Origin of the sequence: Actinomyces glycerinitolerans (assembly GCF_900098745.1) — a bacterium.
Lineage (GTDB): Bacteria > Actinomycetota > Actinomycetes > Actinomycetales > Actinomycetaceae > Actinomyces > Actinomyces glycerinitolerans.
The window spans coordinates 518,717-541,942 of record NZ_FQTT01000009.1 but is presented as its reverse complement, the minus strand read 5'-3'; the positions used below and the strand labels follow the sequence as shown (position 1 = coordinate 541,942).

Genomic DNA, 23,226 nt, shown 5'->3' with positions numbered 1-23,226 from the left:
AGGGCGATCCGCCCGCCTCACACCGCGCGCGTGAGGCGCAGCGTGAGCGTGCCGGGGATGTCGATGGTGACGTAGAGGCGGGTCCCGGCCAGGGCGTCGGTGCCGCCGAGGTAGCGGTACTCCTCACCGGGTTCATAGAAGGCCGGAACACGGCCCACACGGTCGGCGACGACGTCGATGACGGTTCCGTCATTACCGCTCAGCGTCGCCGTTCTGTTGAGGACGAACGCCTCCTCCCCCAGCGCGCGGGCACCGTCGACCTCGACGTCATCGCCGAGCGCGATCTCGAGACAGGCTCCCGTACAAGGGCCCTTAAGGTCGACGGAGAGTTCAATACCGTCGCGCAGATCGCGGATGCTCACCTCCGTGTCAAGACGAAGTGAGATGGTCTTGCGCCGGGAGAATGCCATCCGGGCCGCGAAGCGTCCCTCGAACTCCATGTCGTAGGTGCCGTCCTCATGACGCGAGGCAGCGTCGAGCGGCAGGTAGTAGTCGGCGCTTGCGCTCTCTCGCAGGACAACCGTGTCATCGCTCGTCTCCCAGTCAGTGGGCCGGAAGGGACCGAGACCGAAGAAGTTCCGGGAGAGGCGCAACGAGCGCAGCTCAACGCCGCCGAGCCAGGCGTGCATGAACGTCGGGTTGCATGCGAGCCCGGATGCAATACGTCCCGCTGCTGGGTAATCGGAGTAGCCGTCGACGACGAGGCGCTGGTCTCCGTGTGTTCGCACAACCAGGCCCGAGTCGAGAACCCGGACGCCGTCAGCAGGCGCCACGGGCGTCGGCATCAAACTGGCTGTCACGGGGTGCAGGAGAACGCAGGCCAACTCGTCGCCCCCGCTGGGAATGCCGAGGTCCCAGGCGCGCTGCGCCCACCATGCGAGGTCTGAGCGATTGCGCTCGATCGCGATGCGCCGAAGCTGGTGGTGAAAGCGCCCAAGGCTCACGGTTACGTCCCCACGCTGATCCTGCCGGCGCGAGTGCATGGTCTCGACGTTCCCGGCGGGGTCGGTGAGCAGGGTCATCGTTGTGAGGTTGTGCTCGACGATGTCAACGAGAGCTGGCAGCCCGAGGGCGGTCGCGATACTAAGCAGGCTACGATTGGAGACGTCGATCGCGTAGTTGGCCGATCGCTCGGAGTACTGCCCGTCGGTATCGACATCAATCCCCTCGGCTAGCCACTCATCGATGCGTGCACGACGCGCCGGGTCAGGCCAACGCCGCTCCAGATGGGTGAGCGCCTCAACCAACTCCCAACGGTGGTTGGGTGTGTGCACGCCGCCGGCTTGGAGGGCTGGATCGAGCCTCCGTACCATCGCCTCGAGCCGCCGGCTAAGGGCCCGTACGTCGTCGCCGGCGTCGGCATCGAGGAGCTCGAGGCTCTCCATGAGGTCGTTGGCCGTGAAGGACGAGTCGGGCGGAGAGTCCAGATTGTCGCCACTGAAGAGGCCGGAGTCACCCTGAAGTGTCTCAAGGGACCTCGTCAGGCGATCGGCGTAGGCGATGAGTGACCGGTCGCCGTGCAACCGGCTGCCCGCCGAGAGGTGGCAGGCGACGGCGATCTTCATCGCCCGCGCAAGCCGCCTATGAGAGGGCCTCGCGGCTAGGAACGACTCCTCAGTGGCGAGGAGGGTGTCGGCCTCCCACGCCGCATTCTCATGCAGAGCAGCGAGGTAGGTGCGATCAACCCCCGTAGGCCCTGCCGGAGCGGTCATACCAACCGTTGCCGTCACGACTCGACCTCTTTCAGTCCTTGATTCCGGATCCAAGGTTCGCGTCCATGATGTTGCGCTGGAACACGAGGTATATGACTAGCAGCGGCAGGATCGAGATCACGGAGGCCGACAGCAGCACCGACCAGTTGATGTTCTCGGCGCCGACGATCGAACGCAGCGCGACCTGGAGGGTGTACTTGTCGTTGTCCGAGATGACGATGAGGGGCCAGATGTAGTCGTTCCAGCGCCACTGGAAGGAGAAGATGGCCAGGGTAACAGCCGTGGGCCTGGCGAGCGGCAGCATGATCCTGAAGAATGTCTGGAATTCTCCGGACCCATCGATGCGAGCGGCTTCCAGGAGCTCGTCGGGAACGCCCATATAGAACTGACGGAACATGAAGACGCCGGTGGCGGTCATGATTGAGGGCATGATGAGGCCTGCGAGATTGTTGTACAGGCCCAGATCGCGGATGACGAGGAAGGTCGGAGAGAGGATAACCTCGGTGGGCAGCATCGTCGTCATGAGGAGGCAGACGAAGAGCACTTTGAGCCAGCGGTTCTTGTACTTCGCCAGGGCGTAGCCCGTGGCGGCCGACACCATGACTGTAAGAACGGTCGTCGTGAACGCGACAATGAAGGTGTTCTTGAAGTAATTGGCGAAGTTGAAACGGGTCCACGCCTCAGCGTACCCGCCGAGCGTCCAGCTCCTCGGGAGGAAGGACAGCGGGAACGAGAACAACTCGCCGTTCGATTTGAATGATGACAGGACGAACCACAGGACGGGGAACGCGTAGATAGCGGCGACAACCCACATGAGGAGCGTTAATGTGATGGATTTGCGCTCCTGCGGGCCACCCTCTTTGATGCGCTTGGATCTCGTAGCCATATCATGCCTCGTTGTCACGGTTAAGGCGAAGCTGGACGAGGGATAGGATCAGCAGGATGACCATGAGGACCATCGATGCAGCGCTGGCATAGCCGACCTTCGCCCGCGAGAAACCGGTGGTGTAGATGTACTGGACGATGAAGTTGTTCGACGTTCCGGGGCCTCCGCCGTTAACGGCCTGGACGAGGGCGAACTCCTTCATTGAGCCCAGGGTGCTCAACAGGATAACCATGAAAGATGTCGGCCGGATAGACGGCAGGATGATGTGCCAGAAGGTCTGCCAGGAGGAGGCGCCATCGAGGGCGGCAGCCTCCTTGACGCTGGTCGAGACGTTCTTGAGGGCGCCGATGAAGAGCAGCATATTGAAAGCCGTCCCCGCCCAGGCACCAGCGAAGATCACGACAGCCAGGGACAAGTTCGAGCTAGTCTGCCACGACGGCTGTCCGAGTCCGACCAACGAGAGCAGATAGTTGATCAGCCCGAAGCTCTCTCCGAACATCCATCGCCAGATGACGCCGACTACGATCGGGGAGATGAGCCACGGCATGAACAGCAGCATGCGGGCGGGGGCCGCACCGACGACACGCTTGCTTGTGAGTATGACCGCGGAGAATAGCGAGAGGACGTACCCCAGCGGCACGGCGATAACCGTGTATTCGAAAGTGCGCAGCAGCGCCGAGTAGAAGTCCTTGTCAGATAACAGCTTTGCGTAGTTCGATAGCCCAACCGCACTGAAGCTGCCCCGCCCCTTGTAGTTCGTGAAGGAGTAGAACAATCCACTCGCGGCAGGCCACACGAAGAACACAAGGTAGAGGATAATAATCACTGCAACGAAGACGAACGGCTGCCAGTGGTACGTCCCCGGGGACCTGCCCCAGCGCCGCTTCTTATGAGTTCTTTCCAAGTTTGTTTCTGACGCCATAGCTCTTCCCAACGCCATGTCGGCCTCTGTCACCGGGGCGCCTCGAGTTCCCGCGGTGACGTGTTGGGAGGAGCGGCTCGACGCCGCCCTCCCGGCAACCGTCGTGTCAGCCGTTCGCGACGGCCTCGTCGTACTGCTCGATGATTCTGTCGATCGTCGTATTGACGTCCTGCTCGCCGGACACGTACTTGATCACCTCGTCGCGCAGCGGGTCGCCGTCGACGATCAGCCCGCGATTCTGCCAGTCAAGGCCTTGAGTCACTTGGTAGCCGGCGATATCAGGCGACGCGGCAATCTCCTTCGCATAGATTTCGAAGGAGTCCTGTGCGAAGTCGTAGTCGACTTGCATGTCCTCAACAGCGGGGATCGCAGCAGCCAGCTTGCAGTACTTCCGGTACTGGTCCTCGGCGAGCGCCCAAGAGATGAATTCCTTAGCCGCCCCACCGTTGCCATTGGTATCGAAAGCGGTGAGGAAGCCACCGGTACCGATGTTGGTCGAACGGGTCGGCTGCTGCGGCATGTATGCCGAGGCCCACTCGAAGTCGGTGATGTTCTCCTCGAAGTCGGCGAGCTGCCAACAGCCGGAGTAGTAGGCGACGACCTCGCCGGACTTGAACAGGGCGGAGGGGTCGTCCTCGCTCAGCCACACGGAACGCGGCATGATCGCGTCGTCGTTCATGTTGCTGAAGTACTCCAGAGCCTTCTTCGTGTTGTCGTTCGTGGAGTAGGTCCCGTCGTCCGCCTCAACAAAACCCTCGGACCCGAACTGGTAGAGGAAGGCGCGCAGACGGTGCGATGTGCGGTCCATGACCAGGTTGTAGCGGGCGCCGGTGGCCTCCTTGACCTTCGTCGTCGTCTCGATGAATTCATCCCAGGTCCAACTCTCGTCCTCGGACGTCGGGTAGGAGACCCCCGCCTGCTCGAACAGGGACTTGTTTACAAAGAGCCCAACGGAGGTAACAGCGGCAGGGATGGTGAGGACCTTGCCGTCGTCGTCCGGCAGCAGCAATGAACTCATGATGTTGCGTTCGCTCGCGACATCGGCGAGGTCGACAAGGTCCTCGGAGAAGGTCGGGTCGACCGAGGGGATACGACCGATGTCCGGCAAGTCACCGGCTAGCGCCGCGTTGACCAACTTGGTGTTGAAGTCATCGTAGGCGACGTCAACGATTTCGATGTGGATGCCTGTGGCGGCCTCGTAGTCCTCGGCGAGCGCGGCGTAACCGCCGCCCTCGTTGGCGTCTCCGGACAGCCAGAACGTCAAGCTGCTCGGTGTCTCCGAGTTTGAGGAGGAGTCGCCGTCGGAGCCGCAGGCGGCGAGCGCCAAACCGGATGCTGCCAACAGGGCGCCTTTGGCCAGCGAGCGACGTGTTATGGCCAAAGACGCCGGGAACGTCTGCGCATCGTCGGTAGGGAGTGGGATGGATGTGGGGGGCACTGTCGGCTTGCCCTTAACAGCAGGCATGGCGGATCTCCTTCCCTTCGTTGCAAACGAGATCGAACGAAGAGTAAGCGACCTGTTTCGATCTGTCAAACTTCAGTTTCATGGGTATCCTCATGCTGCACGCCCGAGTCAACGACCCGGCCGTACCGGTCATGCCACCACGCCCCGCTCAGCAACTGCGCTCCCCCATGCCGAGCGCGTTACTGCCCGGGACCCGGTCGAGGACGCGGGGCACTGCTCGCAGCTTCGTCCGGCGTCACGACTGCACTCGCACTCATCGCGGCGGGCTGCGCGCGCGGACATCGTGGTGAGATTCTGAGACGCACCATGAGCGCTACTTTCTTCTCCCGTCCCCGTTTGACCCCGTTGGCACCCCTGGCTGGTCTCCAGGAGGCCAGACGCGATCCGTGCACCGTGACCCGGGCGATCCAGGGCTCCATTGACGCCGCGGCCGCCCGTGGCGGCGGTGACGTTGTCCTGTCATCCGCGGGCACCTGGCTCGTCGATGGGCTCGTCCTGCGCGACCATGTCACCCTTGTCCTCGGGGAAGACGTAACACTGAAGGCGAGCGGGGACGAGCAGCGCTATACCCGGCGTCCCGGCCCGTTCGAGCTGCTCAGTCACGACACCCCGATCAGCGCACTCATCTACGGCAAGTCCCTAACCGGCGCCGGTGTGCGCGGCCGGGGCCGTATCGACGCCAGCTACGAGCGGTTCATCCCCCCGAACCAGGGCGATGCTCCTCATCTGCGGTTCTACGACTATCCCCGGCCGATGACTGTTTACTTAGAGGACTGCCGCGGTCCTCTCATCAAGGACATCACCATCATCGGGGCGCCCTTCTGGACGATCCATCTCGTCGGGTGCGTCAACACGGCGGTGCAGGACGTGACGATCCGCAACGAGATGCGCATGCCCAATACTGACGGCATCGACATCGACCGCTGCACGAACACCCTCATCGACGGCTGCACCATCACCACCGGTGACGACGCGATATGCGCCAAGTGCACCGAGGAGACCGCGCGCTACGGCCTGTGCGAGAACCTCACCGTGCGCGATTGCGTGCTCGAGTCCCAGAGCTCGGCGATCAAGTTCGGCTCCTCGAGCTTCGGCGGCTTCGCCAACGCTCTTTTCGAACGCATCACCATCAACCGCTCCAACCGCGGAATCGCCTTCCAGCTGCGCGACCCGGGCACCGCCCGCAGCATCGTCTTCCGCGACATCACGATCTCCACCAGACGGTTCTCGCCGGAGTGGTGGGGCTCTGGCGAACCGGTGCACCTCACCCTAGTTCCGCGCGATATAGGAACAAACCTCGCCGACTCGTGCATTGAGGGCGTGCGCTTCGAGCGTGTGCAGGCGCACAGCGACAACGCGGTCGTCATCCACGCCGCTGCAGGTCGCATCGAACACGTCTCCTTCCACGACTGCACAATTCAGTTGAACCGCCAGGAGGGCACTCCGTCAGACTTCGACCTGCGTCCCTGCATGGGTCCGCACACTCTCGTCGCGCCTGCACGCCCGGTCGTGACCACCGTCGGCTGCGTCAGTTGGGACGGCACTCCCGTGCCCGTCATCGGCCCGCGGGCCCGCTGACCGGGGATGCCCAATACCGGGCGTCCGGCGCCATGCGCCAACCGGGACCTCACAGGACCGCGGAGACCAACCGGCACACGTTGTCGATGTAGCGCCGCCACCAGGGTTCTTTCGCCCACTCCGCAGCGGTCAATTCGGTGGACACACGCCGGTAGTAGGCGTCGTTGTCCCTGAGCAGCGCATCCAGGTCGCCGCCGAAGGAAAGCAGCATCATCTCGTAGTTCAGGGCGAAGGAGCGGAAGTCCATGTTCGCGCTGCCGATGACGCCGACCTCGCCGTCGACCGTCAGGTACTTGGCATGCAGAACCGTCGGCGCCGGGTACCGGTAGATGCGCACACCGGCGGCGAGCAGCGCCCCGTAGTAGGAGCGTTGAGCGTGGTTGACGATCAGATGGTCGGATTCCTTGCCGACGAACAGTTCTACGTCGACCCCGCGGTAGGCGGCCGTTGTCATGGCGGCCAGCAGCGCCTCGTCGGGGATGAAGTAGGGGCTGGTGATCGACACGCGCCGGGTGGCGTTCTCGATCAGGGATACGAACATCCGGCGATTCGGTTCGGTGGGGTAGCCGGGCCCGGAGGGCACCAATTGCATGGCGTTGACGACGGCGTCGGGCCGGTCCGGCTGCGGCGCGGGCGTGCCGACCGAGGGCCTACGGGCCAGTAGTTCGGTCACGTCGGGCGTCCCCGGAAGCGCGTCCTGCACCTGAAGCACCTCGCCGGACTCGAAGAACCAGTCCATGGCGAAGACCGTCTCGGCCTCCACCACAATGTCCCCGGTGACCTCCACGGACAGGTCGGCCCAGGTGCGTCCGGCCCGGATGTTGGAGCGCAGCCGGTAGGTGGGGTCGATGATGTTGTGCGAGCCGATGAAGGCGCGCTCACCGTCGATGGTGAGGACCTTGCGGTGGTTGCGCAGGTCGGGGCGGCGGAAACGCCGTTTGTGCGGCAGCAGCGGCATCATGAGCCGCCACTGGATACCCGCGGCGGTGAGCCGTCGGCCGAAGTCCTTCCAGCCGGGATACTTGCGCGAGCCGAGGTGATCCACCAGTAGGCGCACGGTGACGCCGCGGGCGGCGGCCCGGGCGAGCGCGTCGTAGAAGACGTCGGTGACCTCGTCCCAGCTCTGGATGTAGAACTCGACGTGCACATGGTGCTGGGCCGTATCGATGATGCGAGCCATGGTGGCGTAGGTCTGGGCGGAGTCCCGGTGCAGGGCGACGACCTCCCCGGTGACACAGGGCAGGCCGGTGAGTTTACGGTTCATCCGCAGCACCGAACTGAGCTGCGGTGACGGCCGCGCCCCGGCGGGCACATCGGTCATACCCGAGGCGAACTCGTTTACGACCGCATTGGCCTCGAGCTGCTGCTGGTAGCGCTTGCCGTGCACCCAGGGGCTGCCCAGGAAGAGGTACAGGGGCAGGCCCACCACGGGCAGCAGGAAGATCAGCAGCAGCCAGGCGGTGGACGACGATGGGCGACGGTTCTCCGGGACGGTCCCCAGCGCCACGAACTTGATCACATACTCCAGGACAACCCATACGGTCGTCAGCACCGGATGCCAATCCATGCAGGCAATCCTCACACGCTTGCGGCCAGCACCGCACCGCCTCGACGGCGCGCCGTATCAGTCGGCGGTCGAGGGCGTGGGGTCGCCGAACAACGTGCGGTAGTAACCGTAGAAGTTCCAGTTGCCCCAACTGGTGCAGTCGTCGCCGCCGTCGGCCGCAGCGATGTTGGCCAGGTAGGGCGTGTAGTTGTACAGGCCCGCCGTCGCCTGGTTGGCGGGCGTAAGCTCGCCGCTGCCGCACAGCGCATCGGGCGAGTAGGCCAGCTGCGTGGTCGTGCCGGCAACCACCTGGAAGCCGGCCGGGTCGAGCCGGTAGGTCTGGAACTGGGAGGCAGCGCCATACAGCTGGCGGAAGAAGCCGGCGTATTCGGGGTCGCACTCCTGCCCGTCGGGGCAGGCGTAACCGGTGGCCGCCTGGTAGCGGCTCTCGTTCAGGGTGAGCCCGGAGGCGGTGAGCAGTCCCTGTTCTTTTTGCAGCAGGACCAACAGCACGCGCGGGTTGATGTCGCAGGAGGTGGCTACCTGGGAGATGACCTCGGCGGCCGTCTCCCCCGTGGCGGCGGTGTAACCGCCGGGGCAGGCGGTGCTGGCCTCGCGGTCCTCGGTGTCGAAGGTGGCCTCTGCCAGGCAGGGGGTGCCGTCGACGCCGCTCTGACAGCCCGCGTTGACGGTGTCGATGAAGGCGGCGACCTCGGTGGCGGTCATGGCGGAGGAGTCGTAGAAGACGTCGTCGTCGATGATGTGCTCGGCGTCGTAGCCGGTCATGTCGCGAGCGATGGCGGTGGGCCTGGTGGCCGCCGTGGGAGCGGGTGAGGCCGGCGTGGTGTCAACGGCGTTCATCACCAGCAATCCGACCAGCAGCGTGGTCAGGAAGGCGGTCAGGAAGACGCCGACCGGGCCGAGTCGGCGGGGGTGGCGTCGCCCTCCGCGGCGCCGGCGGGAGCCATGTCCGCGCGCCCCGGCTCTGGCCGCCCTGGCCAGCCGGGTGCCGCGTGGAGCCGTTGAACGGCTGCGGGCGGATGCTCCGCGTACCGCGCGGTGGTCGGCGGCGGTGTGGCGCGTGCGGCTTTGCGGGGAGCGGCGCGTCGGCCGGTCGGCGGGACGTGACATCGCAGCAATGTTGCCATACGCCGGTGCCGACTGCGCGAAGCCGGACGCGGCGGGGGCCTCGACAGTGCGTCCGGACCCGACATGGATCAACTACGCTCGGGGCGTGAACCTGCCCGACGTGCTGCCGCTGGCCCAACTCTTGATGGAGGAGCACGACGTCGCCGACTGGTCGGTGTCATTCGACCGCGCGCGGCGCCGGGCAGGGCAGGCCGACCACTCCCGTCGGCGTATCACTCTGTCCCGGCAGCTGATGGCGCTGTATGACGAGTCCGAGGTACGTGAGACCGTGCTGCACGAGATCGCTCATGCCCGCGTGGGTGCGGCCCATGGGCACGACGCCGTGTGGCGCGCGGAGGCCCGCCGGATCGGTGCCTCCGGCAGGCGGCTGGTCAGCGGTGAGGCACCGCGCGTGCCGGGACGCTGGGTGGGGACCTGCCCCGCCGGGCACACCGTGGACCGGATGCGTCGCCCGGCGCTGCCGTGTTCCTGTTCGCGTTGCGCGCGGGGCTTCAACGCCGAGCATCTGCTGAGCTGGTCCTACGACGGCGTGCCGGTCAGCCCGCAGGAGATCGGCGCCGGTTATGCCCGGGCCCTGGCCGGGATTTCCCGCGCCGGCCGCCGTGCGGCCGAGTGACCACGCGGTACGCCGCTTGGCCACGGGGCTGGCTGGCGGTCCGCTAGTACCCCGGTGCCGCGGCCGACGACTCACTTGCCGGCGGTGGACTCACGGACCACGAGCTCGGGCGGGAAGACGATGTGGCGCACCGCGCCGTCGGCGGACAGCAGGAGGTCGGCGGCGGCCGCCCCCATCTCCCGCATGGGTTGACGCACGCTGGTCAGCGGGGTGATGAGTTCGGAGGCGACGGAGACGTCGTCATAGCCGACGAGGGCGACGTCGCCCGGGATGCTCAGGCCGCGACGGCGAATCTCCCGCATGGCACCGATGGCGAGCTGGTCGTTGGCGCAGAACAGCGCGGTCGGCCTGGGGTCGCCTCCCAGCAGCGCTGCCGCTCCGACGGCGCCGGCATCCGCGGTGAAGCCCTGTCCACCGCTGACGGCCTCGATCTCCGTGAGGGACCCCTCCGGGTCCAGGCCCGCCTCCGTCAGCGCGGCAATGACGCCGTCGCGCCGGTCCACCGCCTGGCGCACCGTGAGCGGGCCGTTGACGAACCCGATGCGGCGGTGGCCGAGTTCGATCAGGTGGGCGACGGCGGCACGGGCACCGGCGACGTCGTCGCCGGAGACGGTGGACAGCTCCGCGGAAATCGGGGGGTGATCCATCAGCACCACGCGGATGCCGCGACCGGCGAGGACGGCGAGGTTGTCGAGCGTGGAGGCGGACGGGGTGACGATGACGCCGTGCACGTCCATGCCGGCCAGCAGGGTCATCAGTTCGCGCTCGCGCTCCGGATCTGAGTCGGTGGAGCCGAGCATGGGGATACGGCCGTCCTCACGCAGGCGGTCCTCAATGCCGCGGGCGGCCTCGGTGAAGAAGGGGTTGGAGATGTCGTGGACGAGTACGCCCACCAGAGAGGAGCCGCCGTGACGCAGGCGGCGGGCCGCCTCGGAACGGACGAAGCCGAGCTCGTCGATGGCGGCGCGCACGCGGTCGAGGGTGGGCTGGGCGACGCGTTCGGGGTGGTTAAGCGCGTGTGAGACCGTGCCGACCGAGACTCCCGCCCGTTCGGCCACATCACGCACCGAGGGCCGTGCCATGTTTGCTCCTGACTTTGCGCTCTGCCGGGGACGTATGCGGCCGTCCCGCCACTTGCTTCACGTACGACCGCCGGACTGCAGGGGCAGCGGCGTGTGCACAGGCCCATCATTCCAGGTCTGCGATAAGGCCGGAGCCGGACCGTCGGTAAGGCGCATCATCGCAACAAACCTCCGCCCACTCCGTGCGTCGCGCCCACGCATTCCACTCCCAAATGGCGGCACACCCAACTATTAAACGATTCAACTTGGTCGCCGTACCTCTTGTGCAAACCCTTACTTACTGCTACCGTGATAGCGGTTGATTCGTTTCAAGGCGATGTCGCACGCGAGTCAATCGGCTCCACAACCAACTTGTCGGTCCGATCCGAACAAGCCCCACCCCACGCTCGAAGGAGAGCACATGTCCACAGCAACCTCGACGCGTAAACCGCCTAACCCGTGGTACGTAGGCGCGGTCTCCGGCATGGCGTCCTACATCGACTCCTGCGCCATTGTCTCCGCCGGTACCGCACTGACCATCTACCAGTCGGTGCTCGGCCTCTCGGACCCGCAGGTCGGCATGGCGGCGTCGGCCCTCACCATCGGCATCGCTTTCGGCGCACTCTCGGGAGGACCGCTCGGGGACCGCTTCGGCCGCAAGCACGTGTTCTCCTTCACGATGCTCATGATTGTCATCGGTGCCGCCTGTCAGGTATTCGCCCCGAACTACACCGCCCTGATGGCGGGCACCATCCTCGTCGGTCTCGGCACCGGCGCCGACCTGCCGGTCTCGCTGGCAACAATCGCCGAATCCGCCACGGACGACAACCGCGGCAAGATCATTGGTCTGTCTAATCTCCTGTGGACCGCGGGAATCGTCGGCGCCACCGCCGCAGGTGCCATCGTCGGCGACTGGGGCCGTCTCGGCGCCCAGGTCATGTACGGCCAGGTCATGGTCGTCGCCCTGGTCACGCTGCTGCTGCGGCTCCCGATTCCCGAGTCCGAGATCTGGCTCACCGCACGCCGCGAGCGCGAGTCCGGCAGCGGCACCGTGCGCGCCGAGCGCGTGACCATCGGCACGCTGCTCAAGCCTCCCTATTTCAAGCCCTTCATTGCGCTGATCTTCTTCTACGCGCTGGTCAACATCCCGGCCAACACCGGTGGCCAGTTCACCACCTGGATCAACCACAACATCATCGGCATGGACGTCGCCTTCTCCAACCAGATCGGCCTGCTAATGATGCCGCTCGGCTTCATCTGGGGCATCTGGTTCATGCGGATCGTGGACACGCCCAAGCGCATGACCTACTTCTACATCGGTGCCGTCTGCTACGCGGGGGCCTACTTCATCTACATCATCGGCGGCTTCCACGTGTGGAGCTACATCGCGGTCTCCCTGATCAACGGCTTCGGCGGCGCCTTCGCCTTCGAGGGCGTGATGAAGGTGTGGACGCAGGAGTCCTTCCCGACGCTCGTGCGCGCCACCGCCCAGGGCGACATCGTGTTCGTCGCCCGCATCGTGGCCGCGGTCGCCGCCTCGGTCACCCCGTCCCTCATGCATCTCAGCCCCCGCCTGGCCTACATCATCCTGGCGAGCTTCGCCATCGTCGGTTACGCCTTCGCCATCTGGGGCTTCCACGGCAAGCAGCGCAATGAGTTCGCCGTCGAACGCCATGCGGAAGCCGACGTCGCAGCCGCCGAAGAGGCCGGCCTGGACTTCAGCGTCTCCCCCGAGCCCAAGCACTGACCCTCGCATCCCAACCGTTCCCGTCGTCGCCCTCCTGCCGGGCAGGTATGAGGGCGACGACGGCCCCACTTCACACTCCCACCGTAAATCCGAGACCAACGCTCGCCCAAACAACCGGAAAGCCCTCGCTCATGCCCGTCACCGCCACTCCCGCACCCCTCACCCCGCTTGAGGTCCCCCACCTGCCGCCCAAGTGGACGGCCGTGTGGATCACCAGTCTGGAGGAGATCTCCGACGCCAAACTCGTCGACCTCGGCTACGAGCACGACATCCGCCCCTTCGGCCGGGCCGTCTTCTCCCGCGAGGTCGCACTGGACGCCGTTCCCGCCCACGCCTGGTGCCATGTGGCCGCAGACTCCCGGTACGTGCTCGCCATCAACGGCACCGAGGTCGGCGCCGGCCCGGTGCGATCCCAGCCCGACCGGCTCTGCTACGACACCTACGACGTCGCGGCCCTATTGCGTCGCGGCACCAACACGATTGAGGCGACCGTCACCTACTACGGCACCCCCAATGCCTTCTGGATGCCGCCGCGCGGCTCGGTCAACTTCGGTAAGGCCCCCTGCCTCGCCCTGGAAATGCGCGACGGCGACGGCACGTTGCTGACCGCCACCGACGCCTCTTGGACCTGCACGCCGCTGACGGGGTGGAGCCTGGCGGAGGAGCCGAGCGTCATCGGCGCCGGCGGGCTCATCTCCGTGCCGAACGAACGCTACGACGCCACCGTGGCACCCGCCGCTTCCCGTCCCGCGAGCGTCCCGATCACCACGCACCACAACTCGGTCAACCGCTCGACGCCGGCCGTCTACCCCTACAACCTGCTGCGCCCACGTCCCATCGCCAATCCTGAGACGACCCTGCGTCTCCCCGCCCGCATCACCGTGCAGAATTCCGCCGAGTCCCTGCACGAGGTCAATCCCGTGCTGCGTGCCGCCGAGTACTTCACCCAGGCCGACCTGACGTCCACACCTCCCGCAGACTGGTCCGGCTCCGTGACCGTCACGGTGCCGGAGTCGGGGACGATCGGGGTCGGCTTGGACTTCGGCCGGATCGTCTTCGGACGCACTCGCCTGGACGTACGCACCGGCGGGGAGCGTGACGAGTGGCGGCTGTCCGCCTCTCAGCGCGAGACCTATTCCTTCGCGGACCGCATGAACACCGTCGGGCAGGTGGCCGGCTTCGGCGCTCACGCCGTCGGCGAGCTCGCCTACCGGGGATTCGAGTCAAACGGCTTCCGCTACCTGCTGCTGCTTATTGAAGCGGCACCGGGAACCGAGGTGACCCTGCGGGAGATCACCGTTGCCGAGGCCCTCTACCCGTTCACGGGAGACCACGCCTTCACCTGCGACGACGCCGAGTTGAACGCGCTGTATGCGGCGGGGCGGCGCACCGTGGCGCTGAACTCCAAGGATGCCTTCACCGACTGCCCCACCCGCGAGCAGCGCGCCTGGGTGGGCGACGGCTGGGTGCACCAGCTGGTGCACCTGACCTGCTCCGACGATTGGCGGCTGGCCGCACGCTACGTGGACCTGGCGGACTCGCCCCGCTCCGACGGGCTGCTGCCGAAGGCGGTCTCCGGGGAGACCGAGTTCGGCGGCTGGTGCACCATCCCCGACTGGTCGCTGTACTGGATTCACGGGCTCGCCCAGCTGCACGACTACGCGGGCGACCTTGCGGTCACGGCCCGTCACCTGCCAACGGCGCGGCGCATCCTGACCTGGTATGCCGACTACGTCGACGACTCCGGGCTGGTGGCGGACGCCTCGGAGTGGAATCTCGTGGACTGGTCCGCGACCTTCCTCGACGGTCGTTCGGCGCTGATCAACGGCCTGTTCGCGCTTGCGCTGGGCGAGTACGCCCGCATGAGCGCCGACGTCGGCAACGCGGCGGACGCCACCTGGGCGCGCGAACTGCTTGCCGGCGTGAAGGCCGGCTTCGAGGACCTGTGGGATCCGCAGCGGTGCTGCTATGTGGACCATGTGGACGGCTCCGGCGACGCCCGGGCGGCCTCACAGTTGGCCAACGCACTGCCCCTGCTGGCGGGAATCGTCCCGGAGGACCGCACTGAGGACGTGGTGCGGCTGCTCACCGACACCGAGCACCTGGTGGTCCGCTCCTGGATCGGCGCCAACGGTGTGTACGACGAGCAACTGATCATTGACAACATTCATGGCGTCCAGCGGGTCACCTGGGACACGGAGACCGAGCACGTGCGTGCGGAGCCCTTCGCCTCCGCGCTGGTGCATGAGGCTCTGGCCGCGGCCGGAAGGACGGACGCCGTCGTGGACGATATGCGCCGGTGGAGCGAGTTCCTGGCCGACGGCTACGACACCTTCGGAGAGTGCTGGGGTTGGGGCACGCCGTGCCACGGCTGGAGCTCCTGTCCCACGTCCGACCTGGTCCGCCACGTGCTGGGAGTGCGACCGGAGCAGCCCGGTTTTGCACGCGCCGTCGTCGCCCCGCGGCCAGATCTGGCACCCGGCCTGCACGGCAGTGCCCCCACCCCGGCCGGCCCGATCACGGTGTCCTGCACCGCCGACGCCGTCCGGGTGACTAGCCCGGTCCCCTTCACCTTCATAACGCCGTCGGGCAGCACCAGCCGACACGATGCGGGCGAATACGTACTGCCGCTACAGGTATAAGGGCTCTTCGTGTTTGTGGGTGTGGTGGGTGGGGTGTCTGGATGGTGGTTTGTGTGTGTGCTCCGGCGGGTGCGATGAGCGGGGATGGGATAGTTCACCGTGAATCTCGGTGAATCTCGGTGAATCTCGGTGGATCACGGCGGATCGTGCGTGACGGTTCGGGTGCTTGCGTGAGAGTTCGCGCCTTCGCCTGACGGTTCGTACGCTCGGGTCGACGGTTCGGCACATCCGGCGACGGTTCGTGGGGTAGGGGTACGAACCGTCGTAGTTCATGCCGAACCGTTACTGCTACCTGACGAACCGTCACCGGAACACACGAACCGTCCACCCCCTGACGCCACCCCCATGACGGCCCGCAAGTCAGAACCCTCTGCCGCTGCACTCGGCAGTCCGCCTGGCCCGCGCCCGGCGGTGTGGGCCAGCGCCCGGCTGAGTGGCTCGTCGGCGTGGGCCTGGGCTTCAGGGACGGGGACCCGCCCCCGTGGCCCGGGGTTGGCGGGGCCCGTGTTCCCCGGCCGGCTGTGCTCCCGTGAGACGGCCGTCATGTCGATTTACGACCTTGGGGTGCGATTCACGACCACCCCGGAGTCGTAAACCACACCCCAAGGTCGGAAACCAGCGCTGACCAGCGCTTCGCACTCGAGGATGCGGCCGCACGGAACAACCACGCGGCAGGCCATCCACGGGCCCGGCAGGCCGTCCACGGGCAGGCCGCCCTCGGGCACGGGAGATGGCCTTCGGGCACGTGAGGCTGCGCGCGGGCGCGGGAGAGGTCGTCCTCGGCAGAGCTCGTTCTCAGGCCAACCAGAACACACCACCAGCCACACCCCCAAACACGAAACGCCGGTATAGGACGCATAACCGACCGTATAATCGCTTGCCGACGATTGGAGTTCGAATGCCCACCAGTAACACCTCTGATTCCCAACCCAAGACGCTCGTCGTGCACTACTCCGCCCACGGGCACACCCGCCGCGTGGCGGAGACCATTACCCATGCGCTCGGAGCCGACGCCTTCGTGTTGTCCCCCACCGAGGCCTACTCCGAGCCCGAACTGGACTACAACGACCCGCGCAGCCGGGTCTCGCGCGAGCACGTCGACCACAGCCTGCGTCACGTGGAGCTGGTACAGGACACCCCGGATGGATTCGCCGGCTACGACGTCGTGCTGGTCGGCTACCCCATCTGGTGGGGCGAGGCCTCCTGGGTCATGAACGAATTCGTGAAGAACAATGACTTCACGGGTAAGACCGTGATCCCGTTCTGCACCTCGTTCTCCTCCCCGGTCGGCGCCAGCGCCCGCGATCTTGCCGCTCTGTCCAGCACCGGCGACTGGAGGCCCGGCACCCGCCTGGAGGCGAACATTGATGCCGTCGGCGTGCGCCGCTGGCTGGAGCGGCTCGGGGTCGACGCGTAGGGGCAATGGACCCCGACGGCATATGTCTAAGCCGACGAAGTCCGGGCCACAAGGCTGACGTCCCGCCTATCGGCGTCATCGGGCAGTCGTCCGTCTGTGCCTGCGTACGGCTGGCGACCGCTCTTGTCGTATCGTGACGGGGGCGTGATGTGTGGGGTAGGTTGAGGCCGTTGCCGAGAGGCCGGCCCGCTACCCGCGCACCTGCCCCTGCCCGATACGATCTGAGAGTTGAGGCCCTGATGCCGTCCTCCCCCACCTACGACGCTGACGATGATGACGTCCGCATGGTGCCCAACCGCAAACTGGAGGCAATTCGAGAGGTCAAGCACTACGCACAGGGCTCACGGCCCCGTCTGGACGCCTGGGAGCCCGCCTCCACCACGGCCTCCACCACCCAAAACAGTGAGACCTTCAACGCCGGACTGAACGATGAGGTGTGGACCTCACCGGTCGCCGACGACTACCGCACCAGCATCGACGCCGCCGACTCCGGCGCCTATGAGGCGATCGGCGACATCGTCTCCGACCTGACCGACGCGGAAAACGCCTTCTACGACGCCGGGCTGGACATGGTTCCTGAGGACTCCGCCCTGGCCAGGTGGCCCCTCACCTAACCACCCCCTGCCCCGTATCCCTCTGAACCGCTCTCGAAGCAAGGAAGCGCAGTCCCATGGCCTTCATCAAGATCGACACCGACAAGATGCAGACGGTCATCGACAACCTCGAAGACCGCGCCGAAGCGATCGACCACGAACGCAACGGCATCAGCCAGACCAGCGCCTACTACCACGACCCGGTGCAGTCCGTGGTCGACGCAACCCAGGTACTGCCCGGCTTCCTGATCCCGGGGCCCGGATCGGGGACCATGGCGGCCTACGCATCCACCATGCGCGATCTCGCCGAGGAGCTGCGCTCGCGCCGCCAAGAGGCCATCGACATCAACGAGTCCGGCATCACCATGACCAACCCCGACGGCACCCTGTCCTACTACCTGCCCGACCCACCACCAGGCACCACCGACGAAGCCGCCTACTGGCGCAACATGGACACCGCCGCCAACGTCCACGCCTACAACACCGGCTCCGCAGAAACCGCCAAGGCCGAAGCCACCGAACTCCAAGAAGCACTCGCCAACGGCACCTCCTCCCAAGGACGCACCGTGGAGGAAATCCTCGTCCAGATCGACAAGCACCGCGACATCCCGATCTATGGGGCGGCGTTCGTTGATGCGCTGGGCACCGAAGCCTTTCTCAACCTCACCATTGACGCTCAGACCGCGTATAAGAACATCGACCAGTACGGTTACTGGGTGACGAGAAGTGAGGAGGATGACGCTTCATTCGAACGAACGATCACGACGCTGGGCCACGTGTTTGCGGCCGCTTCCCAGCCGGAGGTGAACGGGGAGTCCCTGACCAGCGGCCTGAGCCGGGAGGTGGGCGACGTCATCACCACTGATGGCAAGCAGGGCCTGGCCTCGGCGGTGACCGCACTGATGTCCGTGCAGGACACGACGTACGGAACAGACTTCGTGGTCAACCTGGCCAGCGACATGGAGACCACCGACTACGACCCGATGGAGGTGGGTAACCCGCAAGCGACCGGGACCGGCAACTACCTTGACGATTACTCACCCGATCCGATGGCGGGGCCGCTCTTCGCCATGAGTCGTAACTTGGAGGCGGCCAACCGGTATTTCACGCCGACCCTGGTCAACCCGCCCATCGTGATTGATGAGGATGGCAACGCGACCATCCCGATCACCGACTACGACCCGAACCTGCCGTTCACCACGCGGGATGGCCGCACCATCACCGCACAGGGCCGTGCCGACCTGTTGTTCTCCCGGACCTGGGTCTACGGCAATGAGGACGCACTAACCGCTGCTTATGCGGCGGTGTCAAGTCAGCGCGGGAGCACCGACGGCGCCCTGGACGGACGCGCTACTTGGGCGTGCGGCCAGGCGCTGGAGTACTTCGGCAGCCACGACTTCTCCAAGTCTTCTGAGCGGACCAAGGTCAACCTCGGTGTGTTCGCCGGCAACCACGCCGCCGAAATCACCGGCATAGCCACCGCCGATAAGTCCCCGGATCTTCAGTACGGTTACGTCACCGCCAACGACTACGCCCACGGCCCCAAAGCCAAACGCGCAGCGTTGAAGCATGTGGTCGCGTCCTTCGCCGACTCCGACGACGCGGTGTCCGCGGCCGGGCAGGGGATCGCAAACTACACCCACCGTGCCGCGCACGCCGAGGCCGCAGAAGACCTCCCCACAGACGGATCGACCCCGACCCCCGAGCAGGTGACCCAGGCGCAGACGGGCATGACCGGCGCCTATACCAATGGGCGTAGCGCGGCGGCGTGGGTGGATGAGGTAGCCGACCAGGCCAATGAGCGCTCGGATACTCGGCGCGACAAGGAGCGGGCGCAGGCCGGCGCGGCCTTCGCCATCGTCGGGGCGATCCCCCACCCCGCCGCCGCAGCCGTGTCCGCCGGGGGCTCCACCGGACTGTCACTGTGGGAGGCGGCCTCCAACGACACCGTCACCGACCTGCAGATCGACGCGACCGCCTACAACGCCAGCATCACCGAGGTCGCCGTCCAACACGGGCTCGTAGACGAAAGCTACTTCCCCGACGCCGATAACCCGCAGTCCTGGTACGACCCGGAAACCAAGACCATCACCATCACCGACGACACCCAGAAGGAACAGTTCCAGCAGTGGTGGGCCAGCTACCGCGACGACATCGGCCTGTCCACCGACCTAATGACCGTCAGCCAAACCGCGGCCGACCCCCAAGACACCGAACTGCCCGAAGACTAATAACACAACCACCAACACCGGTAACACACAGCCATGAACCCAACCACCACAGACAACAACAACAGCACCCGCCCCACCGGCGCCACCGCCCAGGCCCCTGACACAAGCACGAGCCGCCCAAGACGACGCATGCTGGCGGTCCTGCTCACCATCACGGTCCTGTGCGCCGGAGCCCTGACCTGGTGGCACCCATGGGACCAACCGGAGGAGGTAACGCCGCCGGAAACCGTGTGCGACGGTCTCTATGAAACCGCCGAACTCGACCGAATCCTAGGCAGCAGTATCGGAGACTACTGGGCAGTCCGCTCCGGCCACCTGATTCACAACTGCACTATTCAGTCAGGTAAACCCATAGCCACGGACGCCAGAGGCTACGAACTGGACGACGCCATCGTCGTCATACGATATTGGCCCTCCGACGAGTACGACGCCGGCAACGGCGTTAAGTGGACCGATGAGTCCATGGCGGCGGACACCGAGAACGGCGTCCAGAAGCTAGACATCCCCGAGCTCGAGGGCAACACCTACCTCTGGCTCAGGCAACTAGAGTCGGAAAACTATGTGTATGGATTCTGGTTCGGGCACGACTTCACCATTGTAATCAACCTAGGCGACCCGGAAAACAGCTTGGACGGCCCCAAAACCACCCAGGAGGCTATGGATGTTATGCCTGAGCTGCTGACGTATATCGTCACCCAAGCACAAGAACACAACGCCATCCCAAACCCTAAGCTCAGCAAGACCCCTGTAAGCGAACCGACCGACACGGCGGATACACCCGCCACGGACTCGACAGCCATCAGAAACCAGCCCACCAGCACCCCGTCCGCATCCTGACCCATGGAATCCACCACTCCCGCACCCGCCCCGAGCGCTCCCCTCCCGGAGTCCGACCACCGACCTACCCATGGCGCTCGGCGTCGCGTCGTTGTGGTTGTGTTGATCTTGGCGCTCGTCGTGGTGGGGGTTGCTGGTGGTGCGTGGTGGCGGGTGTGGGTGGAGGATCCGCTGGAGGCACAGCTGGCCGAACTCGCCAACGACCCGGCCGCCGCCCTGAACTACCTCGCCCCCACAGACGGCAACGACGATGACTCCGATGACGATGACTTCAGTGACGGGTGGGTGCCGTCCGATGAGGCCCGAACCCGGTGGGACCAGCTAACCGGACGGCACTGGGGCACCAAGGGCATCACCGCCCTCACCCAGGCCCTCGCAGCCGCCTCATCCCTCAGAACCGACACGGGCGAGGACGGCCAGCGCGCCACCTGGGTTACTGCCCAGGGCATCATCCTCCTAGCCAACCACACCAACCGCCTCACCGACCAGGCCAAGGCCAACACCGGCGTCATCCTGGGCAACTGCCCCACCGAACTCATAGCCCTGGCCCAACGCTTCCCCATAACCAGCACCGGACCCGACAACTACTACGAGGCGTTCCCTATAACAACCGCGGGCACCGACGAACAGACCCTCACCACGGCTACCGCCCACCTACTGTACGAAGTAGCAGACTCAACCGAAGCGGCCTACGAGATCGCCCGCGCCACAACCGCCTACACCGCCGCACGAGCCTCCCAATACATGAACACCCACGGCACCTCAACCGACACCCTGGCCGACTTCTACGCCCGCAACGCCGACGCCCTGAACCTACTCACCCTACTAGGCGGCACCACCGACATCACCGACGCGGCCAACGCCGGAGCCGCAGCCTCCACCGACCTGTTAACCATCACCACCAACACCAACGGCCAACACACCATCACCCACACCCCCACAACCACACCCCAACCCAACCCCACCATTCCCACAGGCACCCCCGGCCTACCCGCACCCATCTACACCAATGCGTTCAACGCAGGTCTCATTAACAACCCACCAGACCCCAACACCGCCACCTGGTACACCACAGACACCAACGGCGCCCACCACGTTATATTGGAAACTAACGAACAGCAAAGGAACTTCTACACCTGGGTAACCGACGGATCCGGAAACAGCCTCGACGTCAAACACGTCATGAACCGAATCGGTATTAACGGCAATCCAGAAAGATGGCGTACCACCGACGATTTTAAAGATACTTACGGTGGTGACGACTGGTGAAACACACCGACACTGCCCCACGAAGCCGGGAAATCAGGCCGAGACGACGCTGGCTGGCAATCGTGTTCACCATCACGGTCCTGTGCGCCGGGGCCCTGGCCTGGTGGCGCCCCTGGGACCAGCCGGAGGAGCCGCCCGTACCGCCGGAGGCCGTATGCCAGGACGTCTACAACACCGCCGAGCTCGACCGAATCCTGGGCAGCAGTATCGGCAGCTCCACGATACAGAGCTACGGCGGTTGGGATAGGCGTTGCACTGTTTCGTCGGGCAGGCCACCGGCTACGGACGCCAGAGGCTACGAAATGTATGGCACCATCGCGTTCATCGAATACTGGCATGACGACGAGTACGACGCCGGAAACGGTTACAAGTGGACCGACGAGACCATGGCCGCGGACACCGAAAACGGCGTCCAAAAACTCAACACCCCCGACCTCGAGGGAAACACCTACCTCTGGGTCAGGGAGTCCGGCTCAGAAAACTATGTGCACGGTATCTGGTTCGGAGACGGCTTCACAATAGCAGCGGTCATTCCTCATCCAGAGGATAACCTAGACGGCCCCAAAACCACCCAGGAGGCCATGGCCGTCATGCCCGAGCTGCTGACGTACGTCGTCATCCAAGCTCAGGAACACCACGCCATTCCAAACCCCAACCCCAGCCAAGACCCCGGCACCCCCGAAACCTCTAACGCCGTCAATACTCCTGCCGCGGCCCCGATGACCGCCAACGACCAACCCACCAGCACCCCGTCCGCATAATGACACAAGCGCAAGCGATCCACAGCTACCTTCGGTACGACAAGTAGAGATTAGCCGGCGCCTTATGGTTGTTTGGTGGGTATGGTGTTCAGGGCCTGGATCTCCGCCACCGGGATGCTGGTGGTCGTGGACGTAGTATGCGTGTCCATGGTTCCGGCGGCACCGTCGGTGGCCGTGTAGGTGATCGCGTAGGACACCTTCACATCCACCGGAGTCACACCGTCCTTGAAGTGCGCACTGGACCGGTCGAACACGATCAGGCAGTCCGTACCCTTGGCGTCATTGTCCTCACTCCAGGGGATGCCGAAGCCGGTGCACTTGGCGGTGCCATCCTTGGACTGGAGCGTCAACCACTTCGCGGTCGCCGTGATCGTGGCGGTGGTCGACCCCGCCGTAGCCGTCACCTGCACCTCCTTGGGGGTATCACCCGTGGCCCACACCCAGGTATCCATACCCACAATCGTGGCCCCCACATCCCCAACCATCGGGTTATACGAGATCGTCGCCGTAGGGATCGTCACCGCATCCCAGGCGGCCTGCGCGAGCGTCGCCCCATCCACCTCCGGAACGGGAGCAGACTCGCCTGCGGGAACCCACACCGGGCTATTTTCCGCATAGTACGCCTCAGCGATATCGCCAATGCTGCGCTCGTCATCGTTGGCCATATACTTCGACGAGCACGTCGGCATATACCAGCGCCCTTCCGTGTCATCCGCGTGCAACCGGTAGTCGGGGTAGTCTAGTTTCTGCTCCTCCACACTCTTCCCATCAAAGTTCAAGTTCCGGGTATCCTC

18 protein-coding genes are annotated in these 23,226 nt (G+C 65.3%); 10 read left to right on the top strand and 8 right to left on the bottom strand.

Features of this window, described 5'->3' with window-relative positions; translation table 11 throughout:
• Window positions 1-17: 17 nt before the first annotated feature.
• The 4 genes from ACGLYG10_RS06300 to ACGLYG10_RS06285 form a co-directional block, all read right to left on the bottom strand.
• The gene (locus tag ACGLYG10_RS06300; RefSeq protein WP_211482988.1) at window positions 18-1,730 is read right to left on the bottom strand and encodes a hypothetical protein; all 1,713 of its coding nucleotides are present in this window, start codon (window positions 1,728-1,730) and stop codon (window positions 18-20) included.
• A 13-nt stretch (window positions 1,731-1,743) separates the two neighbouring features.
• On the bottom strand, window positions 1,744-2,598 hold the full coding sequence (locus tag ACGLYG10_RS06295; protein WP_073329119.1) for a carbohydrate ABC transporter permease: 855 nt from the start codon (window positions 2,596-2,598) through the stop codon (window positions 1,744-1,746).
• A 1-nt stretch (window position 2,599) separates the two neighbouring features.
• Window positions 2,600-3,553 (bottom strand): carbohydrate ABC transporter permease, encoded by a 954-nt coding sequence (locus ACGLYG10_RS06290; protein WP_244542591.1) that lies wholly within the window; start codon window positions 3,551-3,553, stop codon window positions 2,600-2,602.
• A gap of 73 nt (window positions 3,554-3,626) precedes the next feature.
• Window positions 3,627-4,985, bottom strand: a complete 1,359-nt coding sequence (locus tag ACGLYG10_RS06285; RefSeq protein WP_083565638.1) for an ABC transporter substrate-binding protein — start codon at window positions 4,983-4,985, stop codon at window positions 3,627-3,629.
• Between the two features lie 306 nt (window positions 4,986-5,291).
• Here ACGLYG10_RS06285 and ACGLYG10_RS06280 point away from each other — a divergent pair, with 306 nt between their 5' ends.
• A complete protein-coding gene (locus tag ACGLYG10_RS06280) occupies window positions 5,292-6,563 on the top strand; it encodes a glycoside hydrolase family 28 protein (RefSeq protein ID WP_083565636.1) in 1,272 nt (423 codons plus the stop codon).
• A gap of 49 nt (window positions 6,564-6,612) precedes the next feature.
• Here the strand turns inward: ACGLYG10_RS06280 and cls are convergent, their stop codons facing one another.
• Window positions 6,613-8,130, bottom strand: a complete 1,518-nt coding sequence (gene cls, locus ACGLYG10_RS06275) for a cardiolipin synthase (protein ID WP_073329114.1) — start codon at window positions 8,128-8,130, stop codon at window positions 6,613-6,615.
• Between the two features lie 57 nt (window positions 8,131-8,187).
• Entirely contained in the window at window positions 8,188-9,240 is a 1,053-nt protein-coding gene (locus ACGLYG10_RS06270; protein ID WP_244542590.1) for a hypothetical protein, read from the bottom strand.
• 103 nt (window positions 9,241-9,343) lie between these two features.
• On the opposite strand from ACGLYG10_RS06270, the gene ACGLYG10_RS06265 reads away from it, so the two are divergent.
• The gene (locus ACGLYG10_RS06265; RefSeq protein ID WP_073329111.1) at window positions 9,344-9,874 is read left to right on the top strand and encodes a SprT-like domain-containing protein; all 531 of its coding nucleotides are present in this window, start codon (window positions 9,344-9,346) and stop codon (window positions 9,872-9,874) included.
• Between the two features lie 71 nt (window positions 9,875-9,945).
• Here the strand turns inward: ACGLYG10_RS06265 and ACGLYG10_RS06260 are convergent, their stop codons facing one another.
• Window positions 9,946-10,956 carry a LacI family DNA-binding transcriptional regulator gene (locus ACGLYG10_RS06260; protein ID WP_073329109.1) on the bottom strand — a complete coding sequence of 337 codons (1,011 nt, stop codon included), beginning with the start codon at window positions 10,954-10,956 and terminating at the stop codon, window positions 9,946-9,948.
• A 400-nt stretch (window positions 10,957-11,356) separates the two neighbouring features.
• On the opposite strand from ACGLYG10_RS06260, the gene ACGLYG10_RS06255 reads away from it, so the two are divergent.
• The 8 genes from ACGLYG10_RS06255 (at window position 11,357) to ACGLYG10_RS06220 (ending at window position 22,432) form a co-directional block, all read left to right on the top strand.
• Entirely contained in the window at window positions 11,357-12,682 is a 1,326-nt protein-coding gene (locus ACGLYG10_RS06255; protein WP_073329106.1) for an MFS transporter, read from the top strand.
• A gap of 131 nt (window positions 12,683-12,813) precedes the next feature.
• Window positions 12,814-15,324, top strand: coding sequence for an alpha-L-rhamnosidase-related protein (locus ACGLYG10_RS06250; protein WP_073329103.1), 2,511 nt, complete (start codon window positions 12,814-12,816; stop codon window positions 15,322-15,324).
• Between the two features lie 898 nt (window positions 15,325-16,222).
• On the top strand, window positions 16,223-16,741 hold the full coding sequence (locus ACGLYG10_RS06245) for a flavodoxin (protein WP_073329100.1): 519 nt from the start codon (window positions 16,223-16,225) through the stop codon (window positions 16,739-16,741).
• 239 nt (window positions 16,742-16,980) lie between these two features.
• Window positions 16,981-17,355, top strand: a complete 375-nt coding sequence (locus ACGLYG10_RS06240; RefSeq protein WP_073329097.1) for a hypothetical protein — start codon at window positions 16,981-16,983, stop codon at window positions 17,353-17,355.
• 56 nt (window positions 17,356-17,411) lie between these two features.
• Window positions 17,412-19,565, top strand: coding sequence for a DUF6571 family protein (locus ACGLYG10_RS06235; protein ID WP_073329095.1), 2,154 nt, complete (start codon window positions 17,412-17,414; stop codon window positions 19,563-19,565).
• A gap of 33 nt (window positions 19,566-19,598) precedes the next feature.
• Window positions 19,599-20,402, top strand: a complete 804-nt coding sequence (locus ACGLYG10_RS06230) for a hypothetical protein (protein ID WP_139240870.1) — start codon at window positions 19,599-19,601, stop codon at window positions 20,400-20,402.
• 108 nt (window positions 20,403-20,510) lie between these two features.
• Window positions 20,511-21,671: a DUF6571 family protein gene (locus ACGLYG10_RS16835; protein ID WP_211482987.1), complete on the top strand. Its 1,161-nt coding sequence runs from the start codon at window positions 20,511-20,513 to the stop codon at window positions 21,669-21,671.
• Window positions 21,672-21,733: 62 nt separating this feature from the next.
• Entirely contained in the window at window positions 21,734-22,432 is a 699-nt protein-coding gene (locus ACGLYG10_RS06220; protein ID WP_073329087.1) for a hypothetical protein, read from the top strand.
• 62 nt (window positions 22,433-22,494) lie between these two features.
• On the opposite strand, the gene ACGLYG10_RS16605 is transcribed toward ACGLYG10_RS06220, so the two are convergent.
• Window positions 22,495-23,226, bottom strand: a 732-nt coding sequence (locus ACGLYG10_RS16605) for a hypothetical protein (RefSeq protein WP_244542589.1), incomplete at its 5' end; no start/stop codon positions are given.

Bases quoted from the DNA above. Each gene is read 5' to 3' on its own strand.
- ACGLYG10_RS06270 (WP_244542590.1), bottom strand. From the start codon at position 9,240: ATGTCACGTCCCGCCGACCGGCCGACGCGCCGCTCCCCGCAAAGCCGC.
- ACGLYG10_RS06295 (WP_073329119.1), bottom strand. From the start codon at position 2,598: ATGGCTACGAGATCCAAGCGCATCAAAGAGGGTGGCCCGCAGGAGCGC.
- cls (WP_073329114.1), bottom strand. From the start codon at position 8,130: ATGGATTGGCATCCGGTGCTGACGACCGTATGGGTTGTCCTGGAGTAT.
- ACGLYG10_RS06245 (WP_073329100.1), top strand. From the start codon at position 16,223: ATGCCCACCAGTAACACCTCTGATTCCCAACCCAAGACGCTCGTCGTG.
- ACGLYG10_RS06250 (WP_073329103.1), top strand. From the start codon at position 12,814: ATGCCCGTCACCGCCACTCCCGCACCCCTCACCCCGCTTGAGGTCCCC.
- ACGLYG10_RS06235 (WP_073329095.1), top strand. From the start codon at position 17,412: ATGGCCTTCATCAAGATCGACACCGACAAGATGCAGACGGTCATCGAC.
- ACGLYG10_RS06230 (WP_139240870.1), top strand. From the start codon at position 19,599: ATGAACCCAACCACCACAGACAACAACAACAGCACCCGCCCCACCGGC.
- ACGLYG10_RS06255 (WP_073329106.1), top strand. From the start codon at position 11,357: ATGTCCACAGCAACCTCGACGCGTAAACCGCCTAACCCGTGGTACGTA.
- ACGLYG10_RS06260 (WP_073329109.1), bottom strand. From the start codon at position 10,956: ATGGCACGGCCCTCGGTGCGTGATGTGGCCGAACGGGCGGGAGTCTCG.
- ACGLYG10_RS06240 (WP_073329097.1), top strand. From the start codon at position 16,981: ATGCCGTCCTCCCCCACCTACGACGCTGACGATGATGACGTCCGCATG.
- ACGLYG10_RS06285 (WP_083565638.1), bottom strand. From the start codon at position 4,985: ATGCCTGCTGTTAAGGGCAAGCCGACAGTGCCCCCCACATCCATCCCA.
- ACGLYG10_RS06280 (WP_083565636.1), top strand. From the start codon at position 5,292: ATGAGCGCTACTTTCTTCTCCCGTCCCCGTTTGACCCCGTTGGCACCC.